Raw genomic sequence first — 23,916 nt, 5'->3', positions numbered from 1 at the left:
TGGTATCACGCAACCTTGCCATGGTTGCAACCCGAGTTCAAATCTCGGCCGGTGCACTTTCTCGCTGCGCTCGAAAGTCCACCGGCCTGACTCCCGTTCGTTTCACTCACGAGAGTCTCGGCCGGTGCTTTTCCCAAAACACTGAGAGAGATCAATTGGTCGACTGTTCGCTACTCGCGGCTCCATCGCTCGCCATCGAGGGAGTCTCGATCGGTCGTTTCGTCCCGCCGCAGCCGGCGTATCTTTCCGGAAAACGGACGGCTTAACCGTGACAGTGTGCTTCGTTCGACTATATGGTTGAGCTGCTTCTCATCGTCGGACTTGCCGTCACGGTCTTCGTCGGATACAACGTCGGCGGCTCGACGACGGGACCGGCGTTCGGTCCCGCGGTCGGTTCCGGCGTGCTCTCGAAGGTCGGGGCCGCCGCCCTGATGTCGGTGTTCTTCTTCATCGGCGCGGGAACGCTGGGGCGGCGCGTGGTCGACACGCTGGGTCGCGAGCTCGTCACGCGCGGCGGCGTGTTCACGCTCGAAACGAGCATCGTCGTGCTCTTCTTCATCGGTGGGGCTCTGTTCGTCGGCAACTACTACGGCGTGCCGGCGTCGACGTCGATGACGGCGGTGGGCGCGATCGCCGGGCTCGGGATCGCGACGGGCAGCCTCGACTGGAGCGTGATGGGCGAGATCGCGGTCTGGTGGATCGTCGCGCCGATCATCGGCTTCTGGGTGTCCGGCGTCATCGGCCGATACTTCTACCCGCGGATCAACCAGTGGGTCGCGATCGAGAGCACTGACGGCCCGCTCCTCGAGTTCGACCAGTCCGGGATCGTTCCACAGCCGATTCCCGGCCCGAACACGACCCGCAGGGAGATCGGCGGGGCGGTGGTCGTCGTCTCCATCGGCTGTCTGATGGCGTTCTCCTCCGGTACCTCGAACATCGCGAACGCCATTGCGCCACTCGTCGGCGCGGGAGCCGTCGACATGAACCCCATGATCCTGCTCGGGAGCGGCGCGGTCGCCGTCGGGGCGTTCACCATCGCGCGTCGTACCCTCGACACCCTCGGCAACGACATCACCGACCTCCCGCTCACGGCCGCGATCGTCGTCGCCGTCGTCTCCTCGGGGATCGTCGTCGGCCTCTCGGCGATCGGGATCCCCGCCTCGTTCGTCATCATCGCGACGATGTCGATCGTCGGGCTCGGCTGGGGTCGCGCGACCCGAACGGTCACCGTCGGCGAGGGGATCCGCGGCGGCGCGGAGACCAACGTCTCCGTCGGCGCGTTGAAGGCGGACGAACCCGGGGACGAGCCGGAGGACATCGGCGAGGAGGACCCCGCGGACATCCCGGCGGCGGCGGACCTCTTCAACCCGTCGACGACCGCCCGGATCGTGGTGTTACAGAACGTCGTCCCGCTGCTCTCGACGATCGGCGCGCTCGTCACGTTCGGGCTGTTGTTCCGGTTCGTTTGGTGAGGCGACCTTCGGTTCGACCGGCGGGATCGACGTCGACGTCCGTCTACCGGCCGAACCTTCGCTGTCGGTCCTGGAAGTCGAGGACGGCTCGCAGGTAGTCCCGTCGCCTGAAGTCCCGCCAGTTCACGTCGGTGAAGTAGAGTTCGGCGTACACCGACTGCCAGATGGCGAAGTCGGAGAGCCGCTCCGCGCCGGTCTTGATCACGAGGTCGGGTTCCGTCGGGAACACCAGCCGGTCCGTGACGGCCGCCTCGTCGATCCCTTCGGGCCGTAACTCGCCGGCGTCGACGTCGGCGGCGAGATCGCGGACGGCGGCGGCGAACTCGGCTTTCCCGCCGAGGCCGACGTTCACGCGGATCGGAGCGTCCGCCGACTCGGTGTCGTCCGGGCCGCGGATCGACATGGGCCGCGGCGCGTCCAGGTCCCGCAGCTCCCGGACGAGCGAGGGAACCACCGCCTCGTCGAGCACCGAGACGGAGACGGTTACCCGCTCGGCGCCGTAATCGAACGCCCAGCCGAGCGCGGCGACGAGGGTGTCGAACGCGCCGTCCGCGAGCAGGTCGCGCTCGGTGATGACGATCGCGACGTGCTCGGGCGGATCCCCCTCGTGAAGTCGGTGGCGAACGGCGAGATACGCGTCGTAGAGGCCCACGGTCGTCGATCGCTTTCCGGGGTGTAAAACCTCGCGGACGAGGGGTTTAATCGGTCGTCGGTCCAAGGGCGCGTGATGACCGACAGCTATCGGGGGGTGTTCGGCGCGGTCCCGTACGCGATCCGCAACACCGACTCCTGGACGATGCGCGTCTACGGGGTGATCGGCGCGCTGGCGACCGCGACCATCGCGCTCGTCGTGACGCTCGCGCTCGTCGTCTGGATGGCCGAGACCGCCGGCGTCCCGAGCGGGACGTACCTGTTCACGCGGTCGCTGTACGTGGTCCTCGGGTTCGCCGCGGTCGCCCCGCTTCTGGCGCCGCTGCTCTTCGTCGCCCGCCGGCACCGGCGTGACCTCCCCGTCGCGGTCGGCTACGACCGGAAGCTGGCGTACGCGGGCTTTCTCTTTCTCGCCTCGCTGTACCTCGGGCTGATCGTCACCGCGCCCGCGGACCTGCGTGACCCGACCGAGTCCGTGCTGCTCTCGGCGCTGTACGCGCTCCCCCGGCCGGCCGGGGCGCTGTTCCCCGTCCTCGCCGCCGCGGTCGTCTTCTGGACGCACTATCGACTCCGGAGCGGCGGCGAGGACGGCTCGAAACCCGGAAATGGATCGACGACCTAATCCGGCTCATGACCGACGAAAAGGAGGGGACGTTCCTCGTCACCCACGTCGAGGCGGACTCCGCGGTGCTCAAGGACGCTCACGACGGGCAGGTCCACACGCTGAGCTCGAATCCCGGACTGGCGGTCGACGACGCCGTCGAGGCGACGGTCGCGCCGGACCCGCCGATGGAGGTCACCTACCGAGTGATCGAGGTGGAGGAACGACGGTCGCTCTCGCTCGAGCGGAGCGAGGAGCCCCCGACGGTTCACGAACGCGAGCTCGCCGCCGACCTCCCGACGGGCGAGTTGACCCGCGAACCGCGGGCCGGCGTCGGCGAGATACACGTGTTGTCCCCGCCCGAGGACGCGACCGAGGAGGCGGCCGCGGACGTGCTCTCGGACCGTGAAGGGACGCTCTCGCGGGCCGCCAGGCTCGGCGTGAATCGCGTCGAGATCCGCGCTGAGCCGGGCGTTCTCAGCGTGCGGTATCTGCCTTGAATCGAAGCCGGCCCGGATCCGCGTTTTCGACCGACTAGGGAGATAAGAAGGCTTATTCGGGCTCACGGACGAACCCGTCTCATGACAGCGATCGAGGTACCGGAGGTCGATTACACCGAGTACTCGAACCGGCAGCTCGTGCTCGTGCCGCTCGCGGTGCTCGCGTTGGCGATCGTCGTCATCGGCGGCTGGTACGCGGTCACGGGCGCGCCGGCGACGCTCGGGCTGGAGTTCACCGGCGGCGTCGAGCTCCGGATCGCCGACGACGGCGGGGACGTCGAGGAACGGATCGAGACGGCGTTCGACCCCGCTCCGGACTCGATCCGATCGATCCCGGCCGACGACGTGTACGTCGTGACCTTCCGCGCGGCCGACGACGACCCGGACGGGCTCGCGAGCGACTTGGAGGAGCAGGCGGCCGCGGCGGAGCTCGAGACGGAGGCGATAGACCAGGTGTCGGCGAGCTTCGCCACGGACACCGCACGGACCGCGATATTCGGTCTCGGGCTCGCGTTCCTCGGAATGAGCGTGCTCGTGTTCGCGCTCTTCCGGACGTTCGTTCCCTCCGTCGCGGTCGTCGCCTCCGCGTTCTCGGACCTGGTCATTCCCGTCGCCGCGATGAACCTGCTCGGCATCGAAATGACGCTGGGAATCGTCGCGGCCCTCCTCATGATCATCGGGTACAGCGTCGACTCGGACATCCTGTTGAACAACTCCGTGCTGCGTCGGACCGGCGAGTTCTACGAGTCCGTGAACCGCGCGATGCGGACCGGGGTGACGATGACGGTCACCTCCATGGCGGCGATGATCGTCATGGCGATCGTCGCGACGATATTCGGGATCGGACTCTTACGTGACATCGGGATCATCCTCGCGATCGGCCTCTGTGCGGACCTGATGAACACGTACCTGCTGAACGTGGCGCTGTTACGCTGGTACAAGTTCGAGGGGGTGAAACGCTGATGTTCGAGCCGATAAAGAAGAACTGGCGGGTGCTGCTCCTCGTCGTCGTGGTGCTCGGCGCGACGGTCGCGCTCTTCGCTCCGCAGTTCGGCCCCGAGACGGCCCCGGGCGAATCGGCCGACGAGGCGACGCAGGGGATCACGAACCTCCAGTACGGCCTCGATCTGGCGGGCGGGACGCGAGTTCGAGCGCCCCTTCTCGGATACACCGCGACGGACGTGGTGTTCGACGGCGAGAACCCCTCGCAGGTCGCGAGCGACGTCGCCGCCGGGTTGGACGGAACCTCCGCGCGCGACGTCAGTGCGGTCCGAACCACTGAGGAGGGCGGCGAGGTGGAGGTCACGGACGCCTCCGTGAGCGAGGAGGAGTTCCGCGCGGCGATGGACGCCTCGGGATATGCCTACGACGGGATCAGAAGCGGCGTGACACAGGAGAGCCGGGACGCCGCGGAGCAGGTCATTCAGGACAAGATCAACGAGGCGGGCCTCTCCGGCGGGAGCGTTCAGCAGGTCCAGTCGATCACCGGCGAGTACTTCCTCCTGATCGAGGTCCCCGGACAGGGACGCCAGGACGTGATCGACCTCCTCGAGGAGCGCGGGACCGTCCAGATCGCCATCGCCTATCCCGACTCGTCGGCCGACGACGGGACGGCTCTCGAGGAGGACGTGCTGATCCAGGACGACTTCGAGGACATCGGGACCGCGAGCCGACGCGAGGGATCCGCGGGCGCGTACGTCCCGGTCTCCGTGGTCAACGAGGCCCCGGAGGGGGAGCGGTCGCCCGCCCACCGATTCCAGGACGCCGCCGTCGAGTACGGCGTCGCGAGTTCCTCGGGCGGCGCGCGCTGTAACTACGACATGGAGACGGACGCGCTCGGCGAGGGCAGCGACTCCTGTCTGCTGCTCGTCGTCGACGGCGAGGTCGTCAACGCGTTCGGGATGGACGACGGCCTCGCCCGGAGCATGGCGGAGGGAAGCTGGGCCGACAGCGGTAACTTCCGGCTGACGACCACCTCCTTCTCGGACGCCCAGACCATCTCGATCAACCTGCGTGCCGGCGCACTTCCCGCCGAACTCGACATCAGCGGACAGGGAACGTCCTCGACCATCTCGGCCTCGCAGGGGGAGAACTTCCGGCTCTACTCGGCGATAACCGGTATCTTCGCCGTGTTCGCGGTCGCCGGAATGGTGTTCCTCCGTTACCGCGAGCCGAAGGTGGCGCTGCCGATGATCGTCACCGCGCTCGCGGAGGTGTACGCGCTGCTCGGCTTCGCGGCGCTCGTGGGGTACCCGCTCGAACTCGCGGTCATCGCCGGCTTCATCGCCGTGGTCGGCACCGGGGTCGACGACCTCGTTATCATCGCCGACGAGGTGATGAGCGAGGGCGAGGTCAATTCCCGGACGGTGTTCGACTCGCGGTTCCGCCGGGCGTTCTGGGTGATCGGCGCGGCCGCGGCGACGACGATCGTTGCCATGTCGCCGCTCATGGTGTTGAGCCTCGGCGACCTCTCCGGGTTCGCGATCTTCACCATCCTCGGCGTGCTCATCGGCGTGTTGGTAACGCGTCCCGCGTACGGCGACATCCTCCGGCGACTGCTGACGATCCGGTGAGCACGAGGCTTCTCCGCCGGCCGTCGCTGGTCCGACCGACCCCTCCGGTCCGACTCGCCCGCGACGCTTAACCGCCGTGCGTCGGAACCGAATGACATGCTCGTCGTCCTCTCGGACACTCACAGTACCGACGACCCGAAGCTCCGCGGACGGACCCGTGAGGCGGTCGAGAGCGCCGATCTCGTCGTCCACGCGGGCGACTTCTATCGGGAGCCCGTCCTCGACGCGTTCGAACGGGCGACGGACTCCCTCCGTGCCGTGTTCGGCAACAACGACGGCGCGACGATCCGGGACCGACTGCCCGATGTCCGCACCGTCGAGTTCGGCGGCGTCCGGTTCGCGGTGACGCACAGACACCGGAGCGGCGACACCGGGCTCGTCATGCTCGCTCGCGGCCGCGACGCCGACGCCGTGATCTGCGGCCACAGCCACCGACCGAGATTCGACGACTCGACCGCAGTCCCGATCCTGAACCCGGGAAGTCACGCCCAGCCGCGGGGAAACCGACCGGCTCACGCGGAACTCGAGTCGGCTGACGACGGGCTCGACGGCCGACTCGTCACGCCTGACGGCGAGGTCTTCGACCGGTTCCGGATCGAACGATAGCCGTGTGAGGACGGACGAATCGAGCAGAAGAGTACACGCGTCCGTCCCGCGTCTCGACGGAGGGGGATCGGTCGGACGGGTGGGGACGGACGACCGCGACTCCCCGCCTCGGCCCGATCGGACGGACGGTCGTCGGGGGAACGACCGCCGTCCAGGAGGCGTCGTCCCGGAGACGTCGACCGCTCGGACGACGGGGGATCGTCCGAACGGACGGAGGGCGGACGTGCGCCTCGGTTGCGGGGGGGACTCCCGGGTACCGGCGTCGAGCGGTACTCGGCGGAGGGCCGAAGCGGGGGTCGCACTTGCGTATTGCCCGGGTACCGTATTATAGGTGTTCGAGGCACAAAAACGCGTTTTAGTGACGTCGAGGAGAGGTATCTGCGGTCCCTCCGCCGGGTCAGCGGGTCGAAACGCCTAACTCCGTGCCGACGGATCTCCGTGTATGATATCGGTCGAGCCGCTGTTCGTGCTCGTTCTCGTCGGTCTGCTCGGGTTGTTCTTCTTCGGTTTCCTCCTCGTCCGACGTACCCTGATGGGACTGCGTGAGGGCTACGAGGACGGGCAGCGATAACGATGGTCGTCGTCACGACGCTCACGCTCCTCGTCGCCGGCGCCGCCAGTCTCTTCATGGCGTGGTCCATCGGCGCCGGCTCCTCCGGGTCGACCCCGTTCGCCCCCGCCGTCGGAGCCAACGCCATCTCCGTGATGCGTGCCGGCCTCGTCGTCGGCGTCCTCGGGCTCCTCGGAGCGATCCTCCAGGGAGCGAACGTCACGGAAGCGGTCGGAACCGAGCTGATCGGCGGGGTCACGCTCACCGCCACCGCCGCCATCGTCGCGCTCGTCACCGCCGCGGTGCTCGTCGCCATCGGCGTCTTCGCCGGCTACCCGATCGCCACCGCGTTCACCGTCACCGGCGCGGTCGTCGGCGTCGGCCTCGCGATGGGCGGCGACCCCGCGTGGCCGAAGTACTCCGAGATCCTCACGCTGTGGGTGCTTACCCCGTTCGTCGGCGGCGGGATCGCCTACGGGGTCGCCCGGCTGCTGATCGGCGACCGTCTCCCGGAGCGCGCGCTCACCGCGGCGCTGGCCGGCGTGGTCGGCGCGATCGTCGCCAACGTCGGGTTCGCGCTGCTCGGCCCCGAGGGAGAACAGGCGTCGATCGCCGAGGCGGCGGGAGTCGCGATCGGCGTTCCCGGTTCCGCCGGCGTCCTCGCCGTGACGGCCGCCGTGGCCGCGGTCGTCTCCGCCGCGGTCTACGTCGACGTCGGACGCGACCGCGCGGGCGCACAGCGTCGGTTCCTGCTCGCGATGGGCGGGCTCGTGGCGTTCTCGGCCGGCGGCTCGCAGGTCGGCCTCGCGATCGGGCCGCTCGTCCCGATCTTCTCCGACGTGGGCGTGCCTCTCTGGGCGCTGCTAGTCGGCGGAGGGGTCGGCCTGCTCGCCGGGTCGTGGACCGGCGCGCCGCGGATGATCAAGGCGATCTCACAGGACTACGCCTCGATGGGACCGAGGCGGTCGATCTCCGCACTCATTCCGTCGTTCGCCATCGCCCAGACCGCGGTCGCGTTCGGGATCCCCGTCTCGTTCAACGAGATCATCGTCTCGGCGATCGTCGGCGCGGGATACGCCGCCGGCGACGCCGGCGTGAGCCGCTCGAAGATGGGGTACACCGTGCTCGCGTGGGTCGCGTCGCTCGTCGGGTCGCTGGTGCTCGGGTTCGGCGTCTACTCGGGCGTGCGGTTCGTGTTGTGATCGGGCCGAGCGAGCGTGGTCGACGAACGCGATCGAACGGGATGGGTCATGGCTCCCGTGGCCATCGTTTCGCCGTTGTTGCCGATCCTCCCGCTTCTCATCTCGGAGTTCGACCTCTCGTACACTCGCGCTGGACTGCTCGTCACCGTCTTCTTTTCCATGTATGCGACCTTACAACTCCCCGCCGGGGCCGTCGCCGACCGCCTCGGGCAGTCCCGTCTCATCACGGTCGGGATGGCGGTGATGGGTACCGGAATGACGCTTGCGAGTGTCGCCCCGTCCTATCCGGTACTGCTCGGAGGGGTCGCACTCTCCGGCGCTGGAGGGAGTACCTACCACCCTGCGGGGATGTCCCTCATCAGCGATATCGAAGGAGCCGAAACGGAGGGAAAGGCGATGGGGATCCACGAACTCGCGGGGATGTTCGGGAACATGCTCGCGCCGGTCCTCATCGGTGGTCTCGCGGTCGTGACCGACTGGCGGATCGCACTGGGCGTCACCGCCGGGGTCGGCCTCCTGTATGCGGGCGCGTTCGCTCTCCTAATGGAGCCGCTTTCGTCGGTGGATACCCCATCGGCGACGACCACTACATCGCAGTCCGGCTCGGCCGAACGGCGGGGTTTCAAACGACTCCTCACCGACGTCTGGGAGGTGACGCGAATTCCACTCGCGTGGTGGGTTCTCGGGCTCTTTCTGGCGAAGTTGCTGTTCACCCTCCAGTCCTACGGGGTCCGAACGTATTTCACGTCGTACGTCGTTGCCCGCACCGGTCTGTCGACGGGTATCGCCAACGGAATGTTCTTTCTGTTCCTCGCCGGAAGTGCCCTCTCGACGGTCGGGTTCGGGGCACTGGCCGACCGGTTCGACCGACTCGACCTGCTGACCGCCACGTTTCTCGGTGCCGGTGGCTTCATCGTGGCGACCGCCTTCGTTCCGACGTCGGCCGTGGTGTTGTTCGGGTGGTTCTTCCTGTTAGGGGTGGCCGTCTACGCGTCGTTGCCGGTGGTGAACACGTTGGCCTCGGAGTACTCCGAACGGGAGTTCAGCGGGAGTCTGTTCGGCATCGTCCAGACCGCTTCGGGGTTGGGTGGTGCGATCAGTCCGGTGTTGTTCGGAGCGTTGGCGTCCCGGATCGGGGTTCAGTCCATGTTCCCGTTGATCGCCGTCACGTGCTTCGTCGCTGGCCTCGGGTTTCTGGTGACGGGTCGGTGTCTAGGCGAACCCGTTCAACGTCGAAAGGAAAAGGACGGGGATGGCGGATGAGGGAGTCCCGGTAACGACCATGAACACGCGGCTCTCACTGCTTCGGTGATCCTCGCTACGAACACTGGAACGAACCTCCACGAACGGGATCTACGTGCTCACGGGGGTCACGGCTACCCCTTCGAGTCCTACCCTCCGCGACCGCAACCGCGCCTCACGCCTCCCCAGCCTCGTCGGCTCGGCGTTTTCAAACGCCGAGCCGACTCCCTCGCGGTCCGGTCGCGGGCCGAGGGCCCGCTCCCGGGCGCGCCACCGCAACGGCGTCGGTTCGATCTCGGTTCTCACTCCTCCGGATACGTCGGGAGCCGCCCGGAGCGGGCGCTTCCCTCCACGAACGGGAGGTCGGTCCGGGTCGCCGCGACCTCCTCACCGTCGACGCGCACGGTGACCGCCTTCGCGGCCGTGTCGAAGTCGACGAACGCGAGGGCGATCGGCGCCTCGACCGCGGGACCGACCGCGGCACGGGTCACCTCGCCGACGGCCACGTCGCCCTCGAAGACGGCCGCACCGGGGTCGGGAAGGCGGTCGTCGACGCCCTCGGGGTCCGCGTCCCCGTCGACGTCGGCGAGGTCGTCGACGAGGCCGTCGAGAGAGATCCCGACGAGCCGGCGGCTGGGTCGGCCCTGGTTCTCGACGCGGGAGACGACCTCCTGGCCGACGTAACACCCCTTCTCGAAGTCGAGGGCGTTCCGGATCCCGAGGACGTTCGGGAGCGTCCCCTCCAGTTCGTGCTCGAAGAGCGGCGTCCCCGCCTCGAGGCCCAGCGCGTCCCACGTCCGGTAGCCGAACGGGGCGGCGTTGAGTCCGCGGTTAACGAGCGTGTCGAAGACGTCGGGGGCGTCGTCGACCGCACAGACGACCTCGTAGCCCTCCTCGCCGAGCGGCGAGTCGGACGCGATCACGGTGACGCCGGCGTCGACCATCGACCCGCGGACGAACGTCAGCGGCTCCTCGGGCGCGCCCGGCCCGCCGAGCACCGAGGCGACCTTCTCGGTCGATTTCGGGCCGTGAACGCCGAACACCCCGAACTCGTCGGAGACGTCCTCGATCTCCACGTCCTGGATGAAGACCTTCCCCGACCAGTCCTCGAGGACGGGACCGGCGCGCTCGGGGGGAACGAAGACGAGCAGCCGCTCGTTCGCGTTGTAGACGTACATGTCCGTCTCGATCCCGCCCTGCGGGTCACACAACAGCGCGTAGACGCCGCGACCGTCCTCGGCGGGAACGCGGTTGCTGACGGCGTTGTCGACGAACTCCACCCGGTCGTCGCCCGTGACCGAGAGCACGCCGTATCCCATCTCGATCGCACCGACGACGTTTCTGACTGCCTTCCCGACGCGGGCGGGCTTGCCGTAGTGGTCGACGACCTGTCTGCCCCCGCGGTCGCGGTAGACCGCACCGTGACCGGCGTGGGCGTCGGAGACGAGCGTCATGGCCGTACCGAGTCGCGGCACGGCCAAAAGGTCGCGGTTCGTGGATCGTCTCTCCTCGAAGCGGAGGCCCGTTTTCGACCTACAACCCGAGCCGCTCTCTGAGGCCCTCGAGGAGCCCGCCGGTCGGTTCCGCCTCGTTCGGTTCGGCGTCCGGGACGACCCGGTCGTGGGGGTAGACGCGGACGCGGTCGCCGCTCTCGACCGTGATGAGCGAGTCCTCCTTCAGCGCGGCGAGCGCGTCCTCGACCGCGTCGATGTCGGCGTCGACGGCCGCCCGGAGCTCCAACACGGTCATCCCCTCGTCGCCGCGGTCGACCAGCGCGTCGAGCAGCGCGACCTGGACGTCCGGCCGGTCGCGGTACTCCGACTTTGCGGCCATACCTCGGATATGGATCGGACGGGGTTTACCTCTACCGGCGGGACGGGTCGGAACGATCCGTCGGCAGGTGCGGTGATCGGTGACGGCCGACGTGGCCATCGATGCCGAGCCTCACCGAACGAGCCGCGAACAGGTCCCACACAGGTTCTCCTCTTTCACGTCGACCTCGCGGACCGTGGGCGAAAAGGACATCACGCACTTGCTGTTGTCGCAGTGCTCCAGACCGAGGGTGTGGCCGATCTCGTGGACGACCTCCTTGCGGACGCGGTCCGCGAACACGTCGATCGCGGGTTTCGTCGACACGCCGCCGTCCGAGGAGGTTCGGAGCCGGTGCGTCGAGATGACGGAGCCGCTGCCGTTGAGGTACGCCAACCCGAACACGTAGTTCCGCCGTCGGTAGTAGAGGTCGCGCGGCGTGATCCCGATGTTCTTCTCGCCGCCGCCGACGCGGCCGACGACCTCGATGAGGTCCTCCGCCCGGTACTGTCCTCGGCCGTCGTCGTAGGCGGTCTCCGGGACTTCCTGGTCGTCGTGGACCGTCACGTCACAGTCGTACACCGACCGAAGCACCGCGGAGGCCTCCCGCTTCACTCGCGGGGAAACCTCCCCGACCGGCACGATGTCCACGAGCATGGAACGACTTTTGCCCGCCGCGGTCATAAACCTCCCGCCGTGGCATCTACCTCACGTCGTGCGCTCGTGGCCGAACTCGAGCGGTTCGACCGGCTCCTGGAGGTCGGTTGCGGCGACCGCCTCGGCGTCGCCGAGGACCTCGCCGATCGAGGTCGTGACGTGACCGCCATCGACGTCGCCGACGTCGCGATCGACGGTAGCGGCGGGGACGATCACGTGGCCGGATCGACCGAGGACGCGAATACGGTTCCTCGGGGCTCGCTTCGCGTCCGCCACGGCGACGTGGTCGTGCTCGCGGACGCGCCCGACCCCTCGTCCTCGCTCGGCACGAGCGACGGGGTCGACGCGGTGTACGCCCGCCGCCTCCCGGCGGAGCTTCAACGTCCCACCGTCGCGTTGGCGCGCCGACTCGACGCCGCCTGCCTGTTCACCACGCTCGGGTTCGAGGAGCCGGTCGTCCCCGTCGAACGCCGGTCGCTGCCGGATACGACGCTGTACGTCGCACGCTCGATCGCGGATCCTTCCCCGTGATCGGTTTCCGTGGACGCGACGACCCTCCGCGGTCGGGAGCGCCGTCCGCGGAGCGAACCGCGGGAACCCGAACGTTCATTTCTCCCCCTGCCGGCCTACGGGTATGCAGGTCGACGCTGTCGTGCTCGATATCGACGGAGTGCTGGTCGACGTCGCGGACTCCTACCGCCGGGCGATCATCGAGTCGGTCGACCGCGTGTGCGGCAGGACGATCGACCGCGAGGCGATCCAGTCGTTCAAGGACGCCGGCGGGTTCAACAACGACTGGGAGCTGACGTACGCGGCCGCGCTTTTCGTGGTAGCCCGCCGCGAAGGACTCCGGATGGACGTCGAGACCTTCACGAACCGGATCGCCGCCGACGAGGCGGGCGGACTGGAGGCGGCGAAACGCGTCGTCGCCGACCTTCCCGACGTCGCACAGGCGCGGGTCCGCGACCAGTGGGACACCGACCGCCTCCACGCCGTGTTCCAGGCGCTGTACCTCGGCGAGGAGCTGTACCGCGAGCTCGAGGGCGGCGACCCGCCGGTGGCGACGACGGGCTACATCCACGACGAGCCCACGCTCGTCGAGCCGGCGACGATCGACGCGTTGACCGAGCGGTTCGACGTTGGCGTGTTGACGGGACGTCCCGCCGCGGAGGCCGAGATCGCGCTCGACCGCGTCGGCCTCGACGTCCCCGATCGTCACCGGTTCACCATGGACGACTGGGAGGAGGGGAAGCCGCATCCGCGGGCGCTCGTCGAACTCGCCGAGCGGTTCGACGCCGACCGGATCGCGTTCGCCGGCGACACCCTCGACGACGTGCGGACCGCCCGCAACGCGGACCGCGAGGACGGCGAGCGCGTCTACTACGCTATCGGCGTGCTCACGGGCGGGCTCACGGGCGAGTCGGGACGGGAGAAGTTCGCCAACGCCGGTGCCGACGCGGTGCTCCCGGACGTGAACGAGCTGGGGGAGCTGTTGGAGTAGCGGACGGAATTCGCGAGCCGCGAGAAGTGGGCCTTGCCGGATTTGAACCGGCGATCGCTCCGTTATGAGCGGAGAGCTTTGAGCCAGACTAAGCTAAAGGCCCGCGTCGATCCCCGATATACGAGGGACGTTCTTTAGATTACCGCATTACTCCGATCGGATCCGGGCGAGGACCGTATCGAGTCGGTACTCCGTGTGCCAGTTGACGTTCGACCGGTTGTTGTTCGCGGCGGGTTCGTACCGGATCGTGGTCGCTGCCGCTCCGGCGTCTTCGATCGAAACGAGATACACCTCCTCTGTTCGAACGTTCAAGACGGCGAAGAAATCGATCTTCCCGTCGTAGCCCTCCCGTTCGTATCCCTCGCTTTTGGTCCGGACGCTCCGGGTTCGGAATTCCACCGCACCATCGTTTTTGCTATCGTACGCCGTTTTGACTTGTAGCCGATAGAACTCGTCGTCGATCTTAACGACGAGATCGTACGGTTCGTTGTCGTACGCCGGCGTGAGTACGGAAACGTCGCGGGCGATCAGCTCCGCCGTGACGATCGCCTCCGTGGCCTGTCCACGTTTCTGCGGTTCTCCGAGCCGATCGTACTGCTCGAAACGCGACATACGACGCTTCGAGTCGTCATCGTACAAGACGCGTGGTTGTACTTAGAAACGTGGAAAGGAAGCGCCGAAGCCAGGACTCGAACCTGGGACCGCCTCGTGACTGTGACGTTCGGGGGAACCGTCCACCGACCGTCGTAACAGCGAGGCGCTCTACCAACTGAGCTACTTCGGCTCAGTTCGGGATACTCGACTGGATTTGATAGGGCTTTCGTTTCCGCCCGACTCGGACCGGTGACCCGCTCTCCTCCCACGACGACCGACACGCTTTCGGACGGACCGCGAGAAGCCGGCGTATGGCCGACCTCGACGCGGTGCTGTCGCACGTCCGCGCTCGCGTCCTCCCGGACGCGGAGGAACGCGAACGGCTTCGGGAGACGGCCGTCGAGCTGACCGAGCGCACCCGGGCGGCGATCGACGACCTCCCGGTCGAGGCCGACGTGGTCCGGGTGGGTTCGACCGCACGCGGGACGTGGGTCTCCGGCGATCGTGACATCGACCTCTTCGTTCGATTCCCGGCCGACATCGACCGCGAGCAGCTCGAGGAGTACGGGCTCGCGGTGGGCCACGCGGTCCTTCCCGACGGCCACGAGGAGTACGCCGAACACCCCTACGTGAAGGGGACGTACGACGGCTTCGACGTCGATCTGGTCCCCTGTCACGACGTGGACGAGGCGAGCGAGTTGATCTCCGCGGTCGACCGCACTCCCTTCCACGATGCGTACCTCTCGGCGCGGCTCGACGACGACCTCGCCGGCGACGTGGTCCTCGCGAAGGCGTTCCTGAAGGGGATCGGCGCGTACGGCAGTGACCTCCGGACCGAGGGCTTCTCGGGATACCTCACCGAGCTGCTCGTCGCCGAGCTCGGTGGGTTCCGCCCGCTCGTCGAGTCCGCCCGGAGCTGGCATCCGCCGATGGAGTTCGATCCGGAGGGTCACGCCGAACGGACGTTCGAGGACCCGCTCGTCGTCGTCGACCCGACGGACCCGACGCGGAACGTCGCGGCGGTGCTGTCGTCGGCGAATCTGGCGCGGTTCCAACACTACGCCCGCGACCTGATCGCGAACCCCCGCGAGGGGCTGTTCGAACCGCGGACGGCCGATCCGCTCGACGCGGGAGCGGTCCGTGACCACCTCGATAGACGCGAGACGACGCCGGTCGCGGTCGTCCTCGACGCTCCCGACGTCGTCGACGACCAGCTGTGGCCCCAGCTCCGCCGGTCGCTCGACGGGACCGTTCGCGGGCTCGACGAACGCGGGTTCGACGCGCTCCGCTCGCGGGCGATGGTCGGTGACGACCGGGAACGGGCGGCCCTGTACGTCGAGGTCGAGACGCCGACCCGGCCGGCGGTCGAGCGCCACGAGGGCCCGCCGGTCGCCGTGCGGAAACACGCCGACCGGTTCTACGAGTCGTACGCCGACGACGTCGACCCGGACACCTACGGGCCGTTCATCGAGGGCGACCGATACGTCGTCGAGCGCGAACGGGAGTTCACGACGGTCCGCGAGTACCTCGAGAGCGACGCAGCCGGCGACATCGCGCTCGGCGCGCAGATAGAGCCGGCGTTCGCGGATCGCGACGTCCTCGTCGGCGACGCCGTGGCGACGCTCGCCGACCGGTTCGGAAGGGAACTCCGGGAGTTCTACGAACCCCATCCCTGAGATCGGGACGGAACCCGAGTCGACCGCGGACGAACCCGGATCAATCGAGGACGTGACCTACCAGGTAGTATATCCCGAGTAGGACGAGAACGACGACGACGCCGACGGCGGAAAACAGCGCGCCGACCCGAGGAAACGCCATCCAGAGCGCGATGTAAAACGAGAACGCGAACGCGAACAGCACCGCGATCACGACGCCCCGCGTCGGGTTCTGGACGGCCGCGACGAACAGCCGCTGTGGCAGCGACAGGTCCGCGAAGTCGACGTCGGCGACGCCGCTCGGTGCGTCCGTCTCGGTCGGATCGCCGATCCCGGATTCGCCGTCCTCACCCGGGGGCGCCGTCGATCCGTCGGCGTCGTCGTTCACGTCGTCTCGTACGGTTCCGTCCGCCCTGTAACTGTCGCTCCGTTCGGCTCCCGTCGTCGTCACGAGACGCCGTCCTCGGGGATCGCACGCCGTCCGTTCTCTCCCCCGTTCTACGTCCCCGCGAGCACGAGCGTCGATCCGACGAGGACCGCACCGATCGATGCGAGAAGGACGCCGAGGGCGAACCCGACGGCGACGCCGGTCTCCCCGCTCTCGGCGGTCGTGACCGTCTCGACCGCGAACGACGAGAACGTCGTGAACGCGCCGCAGAACCCGACGCCGAGCGAAAGGGCGATCAGGGAGCCGACCGGTGCGGCGAGCACGGCACCGAGCGCGAGGCTCCCGAGGGTGTTCACTATCACGAGCGACCGGCGGCCGGAAACTGCGAGTCCGACCAGGTGGCGACACGTCGCGCCCGCCGCGCCGCCGAGGCCGACCGCGAGCGCCCCGATGAACGGGCTCACCGGCGTCATCGTCGCCCTCCGACGGCGAGACCGGCGAGCGCGGCCGCGAACCCGAGCCCGTAGCTGACGGCGACGTAGGTAGTTCCGGCGACCGTTCCGAGCGTGACCGCATCGGTCGCGAACGTGCTGTACGTGGTGAACGACGAGATCACGCCGGTCCCGACGAGGAGCCGTGTTCGCGGACCGACCGTCCGCGTGACCAGGTACCCGAGGGCGAACGATCCGACGACGTTCACGACGAGCGTGCCGAATCCGGTCACGTCGCCGGCGGCGACGTCGACGCCGTGCCGTGCCAGCGCGCCGACGAACCCGCCGAGCGCGACGAGCCCGACCCCGAAGATCGTCCGTTCCATGTCCGTGTCACCGAGCGGATCGGGTTGGGCGTTGTGATGTGTATCGGCCACGCCCTCGCTCGGTCCGGCGGGGCGTTCATCCGGTTCGTCCCGTCCCTTCGGTCCGTGCTGCCTTCGTGTCGCCGGCGCGCGGATCTCCGCCGCCGTGTGGCGTTCGCCGCTCCCGCACGCGGACCGTGTGGGCCGTCTCGCTCGCGTCGTCGACGACGAGCGCCTCGCCGGTTCCGGTCGGTAGTCGGGTGGCGAGGTCGTCGTCGAGGTACGTCGCCTCCGCCGTCGCCAACGCGTCGACGTCCGGACCCGCCGTGAGCCGGTGTGCTACGAGGAGGTCGGACTGCGAGACCGCGACGCTCGGCAACGCGCTCGGGCGCTGGGTCGCACAGACGAGCGACACGCCGGGCGCACGCCCCCGCGTCAACAGCGTCCACAGCGCCGGATCGGCGACGCCGTCGAAGAACGCGTGGGCCTCGTCGACGAGCAGCCAGGGAAGCCGGTCGACGCTCCCGTCCACCCGCGCGTCGTACAACCCGCGGGCGACCGCGCGAACGACCGCCCCGGAAGCGGCCTCGGGAACGCCGGACAGATCGAGCACCGCGGGATCGCCGTTCGCGGCGAGCGACGTGACCGGCGGAGCCGTCGCGTCGAAGACGCCCCACGACTCGGCCAATCGGAGGTGGTTCCGGACCGCTCGACGCGTCCGATCGGGAGCGTCGGCCTCCGAGACGGCCCACCGAAGCGACTCGATCGACGGGGAGGTCCCGTCGTCCTCCGCCGCTTCGACCGCGTCGGCGACGACCCGCCACAGGAGGCTCCCGGGGCCGCCGGCGGGATCGAGCCCGAGGAGGTCGGGCCAGACCGTGGCCGGGAGCGCGGTCGGCCGAACGACCGGCTCGAGGACCCGTCCCCCGGCCTCCGTCAGCCCGCCGAACACGCCCATCGGATCGACTACGACGGGAGCCACGCCGGTCGCGTCCGCGAGCCCCTCCGCGAGGACCCCGAGCGTGTACGACTTTCCGGTGCCGCGCTTCCCGAACACCACCGCCGCGTGCGGAGAGTCGGCGTCGATCCCGACGGCCGCACCGTCGCTCCCGTCTCGCGCCAGAAAGGACCCGAGACGGACTGTCGCGGGCGAGCGCGTCCCCGACCCGATCTCCGCGTCGGCACGTCCGAGTACGTTCATGCGGGGGATCGCGCGCTACCGAATATAAGGTGTCGTGTGGCGGTGCGTTCGATGCGGCTCCCGCGGCGTTCGGTCTCCGTACACCGACTCCTTATATCCTAATCCGCGGCCACCGGTCGTATGCTCGACTCGAAGTCGGACACGTCGATGCCCGAGACGCATGCCGGATCGTTTCTCGCCGACCGCCGCGCGATCGAGGGGTTACCGGTCAGACTGGTGATCGCGCTCGTCGTCGGCGTCGCGAGTCTCAGCGTGATGATGGGGATGATCGGCGACATCGACGGTCTCTCGTCGACGGAGGTGGACGCACAGCCACAACCGGAGGTGACGTCGCCGGGGTCACAGACGCTCGACGTCGCGGTCGTCGATCCGGAGGGGAACCGCGTCTCGGACGCGACGGTGATCGTTCGCGGCGGCTCCGCGCGGCTGGACGGACTCGCCACCGCGAAGTCCGGAGAGGACGGGATAGCAAGCGTCGACGTGTCGCCGAAGCTGGGACCGAACCAGCTCGACGGGACGCTCTCCATCGACGTCAAACCGCCCGCGGGAAGCGATTTCGTCGACGACCGCAGTAACACCGAGGTGCTCGTCGTCTCGGAGTAGGGTCGACGCCGGTTATCAGATCCGGTCGTCCCAGTCGATCCACTCCTGTTCCCAGCCGGTCTTCGCGAAGTATCCCCGTTCGGCGAACTCGGCGTCCTCGCGGCGCGTCCGGTTCCGCTCGACGCCAGCCTGCTCGCCGTCGACGAGCATCGGGCGAAGCCGCGCGGGACCCGCCTCCTCGACGGTCGCGAAGCCGTCGGGCGCGGGGTCGTCCCTCCTCCGGCGGTCGGTTCCGGTCGCCCCCTCGTCGCCGGTTTCGGACGACGCGTCCTCGCCCGGTTCGATGGCGGCGATCGTCTGGTCCGCGGCCCCACGCGGGTACACGATCCGCCCGTCCGTTCCGAGTTGATCGCGAAGCGCCCGCGGCGGCGTCACGACGGCCGCCTCGACGAGGATCCGGTCGTACGGCGCGTACTCCGGGAGCCCGCTCGCGCCGTCGCGGCGGTCGACGAGGACGGCGCCGTAGCCCGCGTCCGCGAGGTTCGAGCGGGCGAGGTGGACGGCCCGTCGGTCGATGTCGATCGCGTGGACGTGACGTGCCCCGACGATCTCGGCGAGCGCGGCGCTCGTGTAACCGATCCCCGCGCCGACGACGAGCACGTCGTCGCCGTCCTCGGCGCCCAGCGCCGTGAGCATCCGCGCGACGGTCGCGGGCGCGAGCGCTCGCGTTCCCGCCTCCTCGCTCGCGTCGTTCGCGTATGGCGTGTCGTCCACGAACGCCTCTCGAGGGACCGCCTGGAGCGCCGACAGCACCGCCGCCCCGAGGGGCTCGCCGAGCTGGTGTTCGAGCCCTTCGATCATGTCCGCCCGGAGCGCCGCTTCGTCCATGCCCGTTCTGGGTGGTCCGTGGTCTAAAACCGCACGCTCCGCTCGGGGGATCACTTCATCGGGACGAACCGCACCGCGCCGTGGTCCTCGCGGTCGACGCCGTCGTCGCGGACGGTCAGGCGGACGAGTCGCTGACTCCCGCCGGAACGGCCTCCGACGGCGCGGCCGAGGAGCCCGTTCGCGCGCGCGCCGGACTCCACAGGGGCAACGACGTGGCCGTCCTCGCGCACTCGCTCCGCGATCCCGTCGGGGACGCCCTCGGGAGCGGCGCAGGTCAGGTACGCCGCGTCGAACGGCGTGTGGTCCTCGAACGCGGTCCGGCCGTCCCCGGATCGAACGGTCACGTCGTACCCTAACCGCCGGAGACGCTCCCCGGCGGCGTCGGCGAGCTCCGGGACGTACTCGACGCTGTAGACGTTCCCGTCGCCGACGATCTCGGCGACGACGGCGGCGTGATAGCCACAGCCCGTGCCGATCTCGAACACCCGATCGCCGGTGGCGACCTCGAGGAGGTCGGTCATGACCGCCACCATGTGCGGCGCGCTTATCGTCTGCCCGTGGCCGATCGGCAGCGGCCGGTCCGCGTACGCGCGTCCGCGATCCTCCTCCGGGACGAACTCGTGTCGGGGGACCGCGGCGATCGCCGACAGGACCCGGTCGCTCACGTCGGTCCGCCGCCGGAGGTGCTCGACGAGCCGTCGACGCTCCGCGTCGTAGTCGGCGTCGTCCATGACATACACTAACACTCCGGCGGTGGAGAATCTGTCGACGAAAAACGGAGGGAGTTCGGGCGGATCCGCCCCGTGGCGGGTCCGATCCGTGATACGTCGCCGAAATCTGTCGAACGGAACGGTTCGGATCAAACGGTTCCGATCGGCGTCGGTCCGGCGTTCTACTCGATGTCGATCCGGTGGCCGTCCTCGCCGTCGTCCCGCTTGCTGGGCAGCGTGACGGTGAGGACGCCGTTCCGGTACGTCGCCACCGCGCCCTCCGGGTCCACGCCGCTCGGGAGGTCGATCGTCCGAGTCACGGACTCGTGACGCCGCTCACGGCGGAGATAGCGGTGCTCGGTCTCTCCGTCCTCGGTTTCGCGTTCGGCGTCGCGCTCGGCACGGATCGTGAGCCGGCCGTCGTCGGCGTGGACGTCGATGTCCTCGCGGTCGTAGCCGGGCAGATCCGCCATCACGACGACCTCGTCGTCGTACTCGGCCACGTCGACGTCCGCGGTTCGGAGCTCCCGTTTCCCCGTCCATTCCTCGCCGAACGGCGTTCGCCCGAAGAACTGCTCTATCTCCTCGAAGGGATTGGATCTGTTCATTGCTGATCACCCTCTGAAAGGCGCGCTGAGGTATTAAACGGCGATGGACGGTTGCTAGCGCCAGGCGTGCTACGTTCCGATCTCGGTCGGAAACCGGTCGGAACCTCGGTCGGAACCTCTGTCAGCTGACGTCGATACGGTGACCGCTCTCTTCCGACGCGGACCGCTTCGGTAGGGTGACCGTGAGCACGCCGGCGTCGTACGCGGCGGTCGCGGCGTCCGGCTCGACCGCCGCCGGCAACGGGATCCGCCGGGAGATCGCCCCGTGACGTCGCTCGCGGAGGTGGTATCGATCGTCGTCGGCCTCGTCGACGTCGTCCTCCTCCGCACCGCTCGGCGTCGCCGCGACGGTGAGCGTCTCGTCTCTGAGCTCCACGCTGATCTCGTCGTCGTCGAACCCCGGGAGGTCGGCGAGCACGGTCAGTTCCTCGTCGGTCTCGATCAGATCGACGGAGACGTTCGAGGAGGCGGGGACGTCCAGACCCGCTCCGAGCTTCCCGAGTTCGCGGTCCATGCGCTCGAACAGCTCCTCGATGTCGCTGAAGGGATCGCGTCGGGTCATACGGGTCAGGATTCGCGCTCGACCGACTTGAACGTGTGGTCGGCCGTCGCGAGACGGAGCGTGTCTCGGATGGAGAGTCGATCGCAGGGCGGTCTAGAGGAACGGACGCCAGTAGTACGGGCTGAAGAAGCCCTCGATGAGGGCGGCGACCGCGAGGACGACGCCGATCCCGACGGTCACCCAGAACGCGTTCTCGACCGCGTCCGCGAACCCGACGCGGCTCAGCCGCCCCCGAAACGCCCGCCAGGCGACGACGCCCAGCCGGACCCCGAGCGCGCCCGAGACGACGATCGCCGGGATCTCGAGGAGCCCGTGCGGGATCACGAACGCGACGAGCGCGGGGAGGTTCCCCTCCAGCGCGGCGACCGCGCCGAGCGCGAGGCCGTTGAACGCGATCGAGGAGAGCGCGGGGAGGACGAGCGCGATCCCGCCGAACGCCGTGGCGATCGTCACCGTCCAGTTGTTCCCGAAGAACTCGAGGGCGGCGGCCGGCGGGAGATGCCCCGCGAGCCGCGCCTCGATCGAGGTCGGGACGACCCCGACGAACGGCTCGGCGAGCATCCAGCCCGCGACGCCGCCCGCGACGCCGACGGCGACGACGAGCAGGTGGGTGCCCGGCGTCCGCCGGACGAAGACGCGCGTCTCGGCCATGCTGCGACGGACTCCGCCGGTGAACTGCGCACGGACGCTCGCCTCCGGCGGGTCGACGGGATCGACCGCGCCGCGGTGGTCGCCGTAGAGGACGGTCTTCAGGAGGTCGAGCGCCGGCGCGGCGACGACCGCGCTGGCGAGCGCGACGACCGCGCCGCCGCCGAGGAACGCCAGGGCGGACGCGGCCGAGGAGATCGCGACGAGGACGCCGACGGCGACGACGAGGTAGGCGATGGCGTCGACCGGGTTCGAGCGGACGAACCCGCCCGCGCCCTCGACCGCGCCGAACACGCCGGCGTCGTCGACGACGATCGCCGCGGGGGCGAACGCGAAGACGATCCGGACGAGCGCCAGCGCCGCGCCGCCGACCAGGAGCGCCCCGAGCCCGACGACGGCCCCGACCAGCGGGCCGCCGACGAGCGCGGCGACGCCGACGGCGACGCTCGTGAGCAGGACCACGCCCAGCCACAACAGGAGTTCCGCGACGTACAGTCCGAGGAACGTCAGCCAGCGATCCCGGACGCCGGCGATCCCCACGGTTAACCCCCGCTTGCTCCGGAGTCTGGCGGCCACGGCGCTCATCTGGCCGGCCGAAACCGCCGCGTACGCGAGAACCGAGATCAGGACGGCCGTGGCCACTCCCGCGACGACGATCGCGACCGCGGTCGGCGAGACGAGCGGTTCGAACGCGGGGACCAGCCCCTCGGCCCACCGCTCCACGGCCTCCGGGTCTTCGAGGTTCGGCGGCGTCAGGTCGGCCTCCGCGAGCGCGTCCCGGACGGCGTCGATCCCGCCCGTGAGTTCGGCGTGGAGGTACGCGCCGGCGAGCGCGAGGAGGAGGGCGGTGCGGGCGATGACGGGGACGGCCGTTCCGAGGAAGTAGAACGGGAGGAGATCCGCCGGTCGCCGTCGGAGGGTCGAAACGGTAGCGGTGACCGCCGTCGACAGGTCCATGTCCACCGGTTCGTCCGTGTGACACTTAAGAACGCGTGCCGCAAAGCCGCTACTCGTCCGGGTACTTCGGCTCGCGTCGCTCGGCCCGCTCGGTCGCGCGTTCGATCACCTCTCGGACCGTGTCCGACCCCTCGCTCGCTCGATAGGGGTCGCCGTGACCCGGGTACATCGCCTCGACCGAGTCGGGGAGCCGGTCGAGCAGCGCGTGGAGGCTCTCGATCAGGCGCTCGCGCGACTGGCCGGCCATGTCGGTCCGGCCGAACGAGCCGTCCTCGAACGCGCCGTCGTTGTAGACGACCGCGTCGCCGGTGTAGACGCGCTCCTCGCCCACCAGCGAGACGTGGTCGTCGGCGTGGCCGGGCGTCTCCACGACCGTACACGGCTCGCTTCCGACGAGCACCTCGTCGCCGTCGCGGATCGCCACGTCTCGGCGCGGGTGGTCGGCGGCCGCGAGCAGTCGTGGCTCGAACCGGTCGAGGACGGCGTCTAGCTCGCCGACGTGGTCGTGGTGTTGGTGCGTGAGCACGACGCGATCGAGCTCGTCGACGTGCTCGGCGATGACGTCGGTGACTCCCGGCATGGTCCCCGCGTCGACGAGGGTAGTAGCCTCCCCGGGAACCAGGTACGCGTTACAGGTGAACGCCTCGGCGTCGGCGGTGACGGTGATCGGCTCCATGTACACAGTACCCGTCCCGTCGGACAAAAACGTGTGCGCCGACGGCGACCGGTGAACCTCTCTGGAGCGATAGCCTTGAGCCTAACCCGCCCCGGGATTTATACGCTACGGTATTCTACATCCATGTACAATGGGCTTCGGGAGCTACGACGAATCCGAACAGGAGAATCAGGACCTGGACGCGGACTTCGACGACGACGACGGGGTCCAAGCCGCCCAGGAGACCCACGACGGGTCCGTCGAGTACGAGCCCGGCGCGTCGAACGACGAGCTGCTCGACCGGCTCAAGGAGATCAAATCCGAGGAGACGTGACGGCGAGTCCGCA

29 protein-coding genes and 2 tRNA genes are annotated in these 23,916 nt (G+C 69.0%); 14 read left to right on the top strand and 17 right to left on the bottom strand.

Annotation, left to right across the window (positions count from 1 at the left end):
- Positions 1-293 precede the first annotated feature (293 nt).
- Positions 294-1,472: an inorganic phosphate transporter gene (locus OKW78_RS08075; RefSeq protein WP_281194674.1), complete on the top strand. Its 1,179-nt coding sequence runs from the start codon at positions 294-296 to the stop codon at positions 1,470-1,472.
- Positions 1,473-1,515: 43 nt separating this feature from the next.
- Here OKW78_RS08075 and OKW78_RS08070 read toward each other — a convergent pair whose 3' ends face one another.
- On the bottom strand, positions 1,516-2,124 hold the full coding sequence (locus OKW78_RS08070) for an undecaprenyl diphosphate synthase family protein (RefSeq protein WP_281194673.1): 609 nt from the start codon (positions 2,122-2,124) through the stop codon (positions 1,516-1,518).
- 75 nt (positions 2,125-2,199) lie between these two features.
- On the opposite strand from OKW78_RS08070, the gene OKW78_RS08065 reads away from it, so the two are divergent.
- The 8 genes from OKW78_RS08065 to OKW78_RS08030 all read left to right on the top strand — a co-directional run bounded on the left by OKW78_RS08065 (position 2,200) and on the right by OKW78_RS08030 (position 9,418).
- Positions 2,200-2,745: a hypothetical protein gene (locus tag OKW78_RS08065; protein WP_281194672.1), complete on the top strand. Its 546-nt coding sequence runs from the start codon at positions 2,200-2,202 to the stop codon at positions 2,743-2,745.
- Between the two features lie 8 nt (positions 2,746-2,753).
- Positions 2,754-3,224: a DUF5812 family protein gene (locus tag OKW78_RS08060; RefSeq protein ID WP_281194671.1), complete on the top strand. Its 471-nt coding sequence runs from the start codon at positions 2,754-2,756 to the stop codon at positions 3,222-3,224.
- Positions 3,225-3,305: 81 nt separating this feature from the next.
- A complete protein-coding gene (secF, locus tag OKW78_RS08055) occupies positions 3,306-4,187 on the top strand; it encodes a protein translocase subunit SecF (RefSeq protein WP_281194670.1) in 882 nt (293 codons plus the stop codon).
- Positions 4,187-5,797 (top strand): preprotein translocase subunit SecD, encoded by a 1,611-nt coding sequence (locus OKW78_RS08050; RefSeq protein ID WP_281194669.1) that lies wholly within the window; start codon positions 4,187-4,189, stop codon positions 5,795-5,797. Before secF ends, OKW78_RS08050 begins: the two co-directional genes overlap by 1 nt.
- A 96-nt stretch (positions 5,798-5,893) precedes the next feature.
- The gene (locus tag OKW78_RS08045) at positions 5,894-6,403 is read left to right on the top strand and encodes a metallophosphoesterase (RefSeq protein ID WP_281194668.1); all 510 of its coding nucleotides are present in this window, start codon (positions 5,894-5,896) and stop codon (positions 6,401-6,403) included.
- Positions 6,404-6,845: 442 nt separating this feature from the next.
- On the top strand, positions 6,846-6,974 hold the full coding sequence (locus OKW78_RS08040; RefSeq protein ID WP_262488572.1) for a hypothetical protein: 129 nt from the start codon (positions 6,846-6,848) through the stop codon (positions 6,972-6,974).
- A gap of 2 nt (positions 6,975-6,976) precedes the next feature.
- Entirely contained in the window at positions 6,977-8,155 is a 1,179-nt protein-coding gene (locus OKW78_RS08035) for an inorganic phosphate transporter (RefSeq protein WP_281194667.1), read from the top strand.
- A gap of 15 nt (positions 8,156-8,170) precedes the next feature.
- Positions 8,171-9,418 (top strand): MFS transporter, encoded by a 1,248-nt coding sequence (locus OKW78_RS08030; RefSeq protein WP_281194666.1) that lies wholly within the window; start codon positions 8,171-8,173, stop codon positions 9,416-9,418.
- A 281-nt stretch (positions 9,419-9,699) separates the two neighbouring features.
- Here the strand turns inward: OKW78_RS08030 and OKW78_RS08025 are convergent, their stop codons facing one another.
- The 3 genes from OKW78_RS08025 to OKW78_RS08015 form a co-directional block, all read right to left on the bottom strand.
- The gene (locus tag OKW78_RS08025; RefSeq protein WP_281194665.1) at positions 9,700-10,851 is read right to left on the bottom strand and encodes an aminomethyltransferase family protein; all 1,152 of its coding nucleotides are present in this window, start codon (positions 10,849-10,851) and stop codon (positions 9,700-9,702) included.
- Between the two features lie 79 nt (positions 10,852-10,930).
- A complete protein-coding gene (locus tag OKW78_RS08020; protein ID WP_122103886.1) occupies positions 10,931-11,230 on the bottom strand; it encodes a DUF6432 family protein in 300 nt (99 codons plus the stop codon).
- A 111-nt stretch (positions 11,231-11,341) separates the two neighbouring features.
- Positions 11,342-11,863 (bottom strand): archaemetzincin family Zn-dependent metalloprotease, encoded by a 522-nt coding sequence (locus tag OKW78_RS08015; protein ID WP_281194664.1) that lies wholly within the window; start codon positions 11,861-11,863, stop codon positions 11,342-11,344.
- Positions 11,864-11,902: 39 nt separating this feature from the next.
- Between OKW78_RS08015 and OKW78_RS08010 the strand changes: the two genes are divergently transcribed.
- Entirely contained in the window at positions 11,903-12,394 is a 492-nt protein-coding gene (locus tag OKW78_RS08010) for a UPF0146 family protein (protein ID WP_281194663.1), read from the top strand.
- Positions 12,395-12,497: 103 nt separating this feature from the next.
- On the top strand, positions 12,498-13,364 hold the full coding sequence (locus OKW78_RS08005; protein WP_281194662.1) for a TIGR01548 family HAD-type hydrolase: 867 nt from the start codon (positions 12,498-12,500) through the stop codon (positions 13,362-13,364).
- Between the two features lie 27 nt (positions 13,365-13,391).
- Here OKW78_RS08005 and OKW78_RS08000 read toward each other — a convergent pair.
- The 3 genes from OKW78_RS08000 to OKW78_RS07990 form a co-directional block, all read right to left on the bottom strand.
- A tRNA-Ile gene (locus OKW78_RS08000) sits at positions 13,392-13,467 on the bottom strand.
- Between the two features lie 44 nt (positions 13,468-13,511).
- Entirely contained in the window at positions 13,512-13,976 is a 465-nt protein-coding gene (locus tag OKW78_RS07995; RefSeq protein ID WP_281194661.1) for a group I intron-associated PD-(D/E)XK endonuclease, read from the bottom strand.
- A gap of 62 nt (positions 13,977-14,038) precedes the next feature.
- A tRNA-Asn gene (locus tag OKW78_RS07990) sits at positions 14,039-14,148 on the bottom strand.
- Between the two features lie 121 nt (positions 14,149-14,269).
- On the opposite strand from OKW78_RS07990, the gene cca reads away from it, so the two are divergent.
- The gene (gene cca, locus OKW78_RS07985) at positions 14,270-15,634 is read left to right on the top strand and encodes a CCA tRNA nucleotidyltransferase (protein ID WP_281194660.1); all 1,365 of its coding nucleotides are present in this window, start codon (positions 14,270-14,272) and stop codon (positions 15,632-15,634) included.
- A 40-nt stretch (positions 15,635-15,674) separates the two neighbouring features.
- Here cca and OKW78_RS07980 read toward each other — a convergent pair whose 3' ends face one another.
- From OKW78_RS07980 to OKW78_RS07965, 4 genes are all read right to left on the bottom strand, one after another.
- The gene (locus tag OKW78_RS07980; protein WP_281194658.1) at positions 15,675-16,064 is read right to left on the bottom strand and encodes a hypothetical protein; all 390 of its coding nucleotides are present in this window, start codon (positions 16,062-16,064) and stop codon (positions 15,675-15,677) included.
- Between the two features lie 47 nt (positions 16,065-16,111).
- Positions 16,112-16,474 (bottom strand): CrcB family protein, encoded by a 363-nt coding sequence (locus OKW78_RS07975; RefSeq protein WP_281194657.1) that lies wholly within the window; start codon positions 16,472-16,474, stop codon positions 16,112-16,114.
- Complete coding sequence (locus OKW78_RS07970; protein ID WP_281194656.1) at positions 16,471-16,818, bottom strand: CrcB family protein; 348 nt, start codon at positions 16,816-16,818, stop codon at positions 16,471-16,473. The genes OKW78_RS07975 and OKW78_RS07970 overlap by 4 nt, the downstream gene beginning before the upstream one ends.
- 76 nt (positions 16,819-16,894) lie before the next feature.
- A complete protein-coding gene (locus tag OKW78_RS07965; RefSeq protein ID WP_281194655.1) occupies positions 16,895-17,998 on the bottom strand; it encodes an ATP-binding protein in 1,104 nt (367 codons plus the stop codon).
- Positions 17,999-18,145: 147 nt separating this feature from the next.
- Here OKW78_RS07965 and OKW78_RS07960 point away from each other — a divergent pair, with 147 nt between their 5' ends.
- Entirely contained in the window at positions 18,146-18,601 is a 456-nt protein-coding gene (locus OKW78_RS07960; RefSeq protein ID WP_281194739.1) for a carboxypeptidase regulatory-like domain-containing protein, read from the top strand.
- A gap of 15 nt (positions 18,602-18,616) precedes the next feature.
- Here OKW78_RS07960 and OKW78_RS07955 read toward each other — a convergent pair whose 3' ends face one another.
- The 6 genes from OKW78_RS07955 to OKW78_RS07930 form a co-directional block, all read right to left on the bottom strand.
- Positions 18,617-19,429 (bottom strand): protein-L-isoaspartate O-methyltransferase, encoded by an 813-nt coding sequence (locus tag OKW78_RS07955; protein ID WP_281194654.1) that lies wholly within the window; start codon positions 19,427-19,429, stop codon positions 18,617-18,619.
- Positions 19,430-19,479: 50 nt separating this feature from the next.
- Positions 19,480-20,160 carry a protein-L-isoaspartate O-methyltransferase gene (gene pcm, locus OKW78_RS07950; protein WP_281194653.1) on the bottom strand — a complete coding sequence of 227 codons (681 nt, stop codon included), beginning with the start codon at positions 20,158-20,160 and terminating at the stop codon, positions 19,480-19,482.
- A gap of 161 nt (positions 20,161-20,321) precedes the next feature.
- Positions 20,322-20,747, bottom strand: coding sequence for an Hsp20/alpha crystallin family protein (locus tag OKW78_RS07945; protein ID WP_281194651.1), 426 nt, complete (start codon positions 20,745-20,747; stop codon positions 20,322-20,324).
- 121 nt (positions 20,748-20,868) lie between these two features.
- Entirely contained in the window at positions 20,869-21,309 is a 441-nt protein-coding gene (locus OKW78_RS07940) for an Hsp20/alpha crystallin family protein (protein ID WP_281194650.1), read from the bottom strand.
- A gap of 93 nt (positions 21,310-21,402) precedes the next feature.
- Positions 21,403-22,914: a stage II sporulation protein M gene (locus OKW78_RS07935; protein WP_281194649.1), complete on the bottom strand. Its 1,512-nt coding sequence runs from the start codon at positions 22,912-22,914 to the stop codon at positions 21,403-21,405.
- Positions 22,915-22,963: 49 nt separating this feature from the next.
- Positions 22,964-23,590, bottom strand: a complete 627-nt coding sequence (locus OKW78_RS07930) for an MBL fold metallo-hydrolase (protein ID WP_281194648.1) — start codon at positions 23,588-23,590, stop codon at positions 22,964-22,966.
- Between the two features lie 130 nt (positions 23,591-23,720).
- On the opposite strand from OKW78_RS07930, the gene OKW78_RS07925 reads away from it, so the two are divergent.
- Positions 23,721-23,903, top strand: a complete 183-nt coding sequence (locus OKW78_RS07925) for a DUF5786 family protein (protein WP_122103902.1) — start codon at positions 23,721-23,723, stop codon at positions 23,901-23,903.
- The last annotated feature ends 13 nt before the right edge of the window (positions 23,904-23,916 follow it).

Source organism: Halorubrum sp. F4 (assembly GCF_027257195.1).
Taxonomy (GTDB): Archaea; Halobacteriota; Halobacteria; order Halobacteriales; family Haloferacaceae; genus Halorubrum.
The sequence above is the reverse complement of the archived record's forward strand: the minus strand, read 5'-3'. Positions and strand labels throughout refer to the sequence as shown.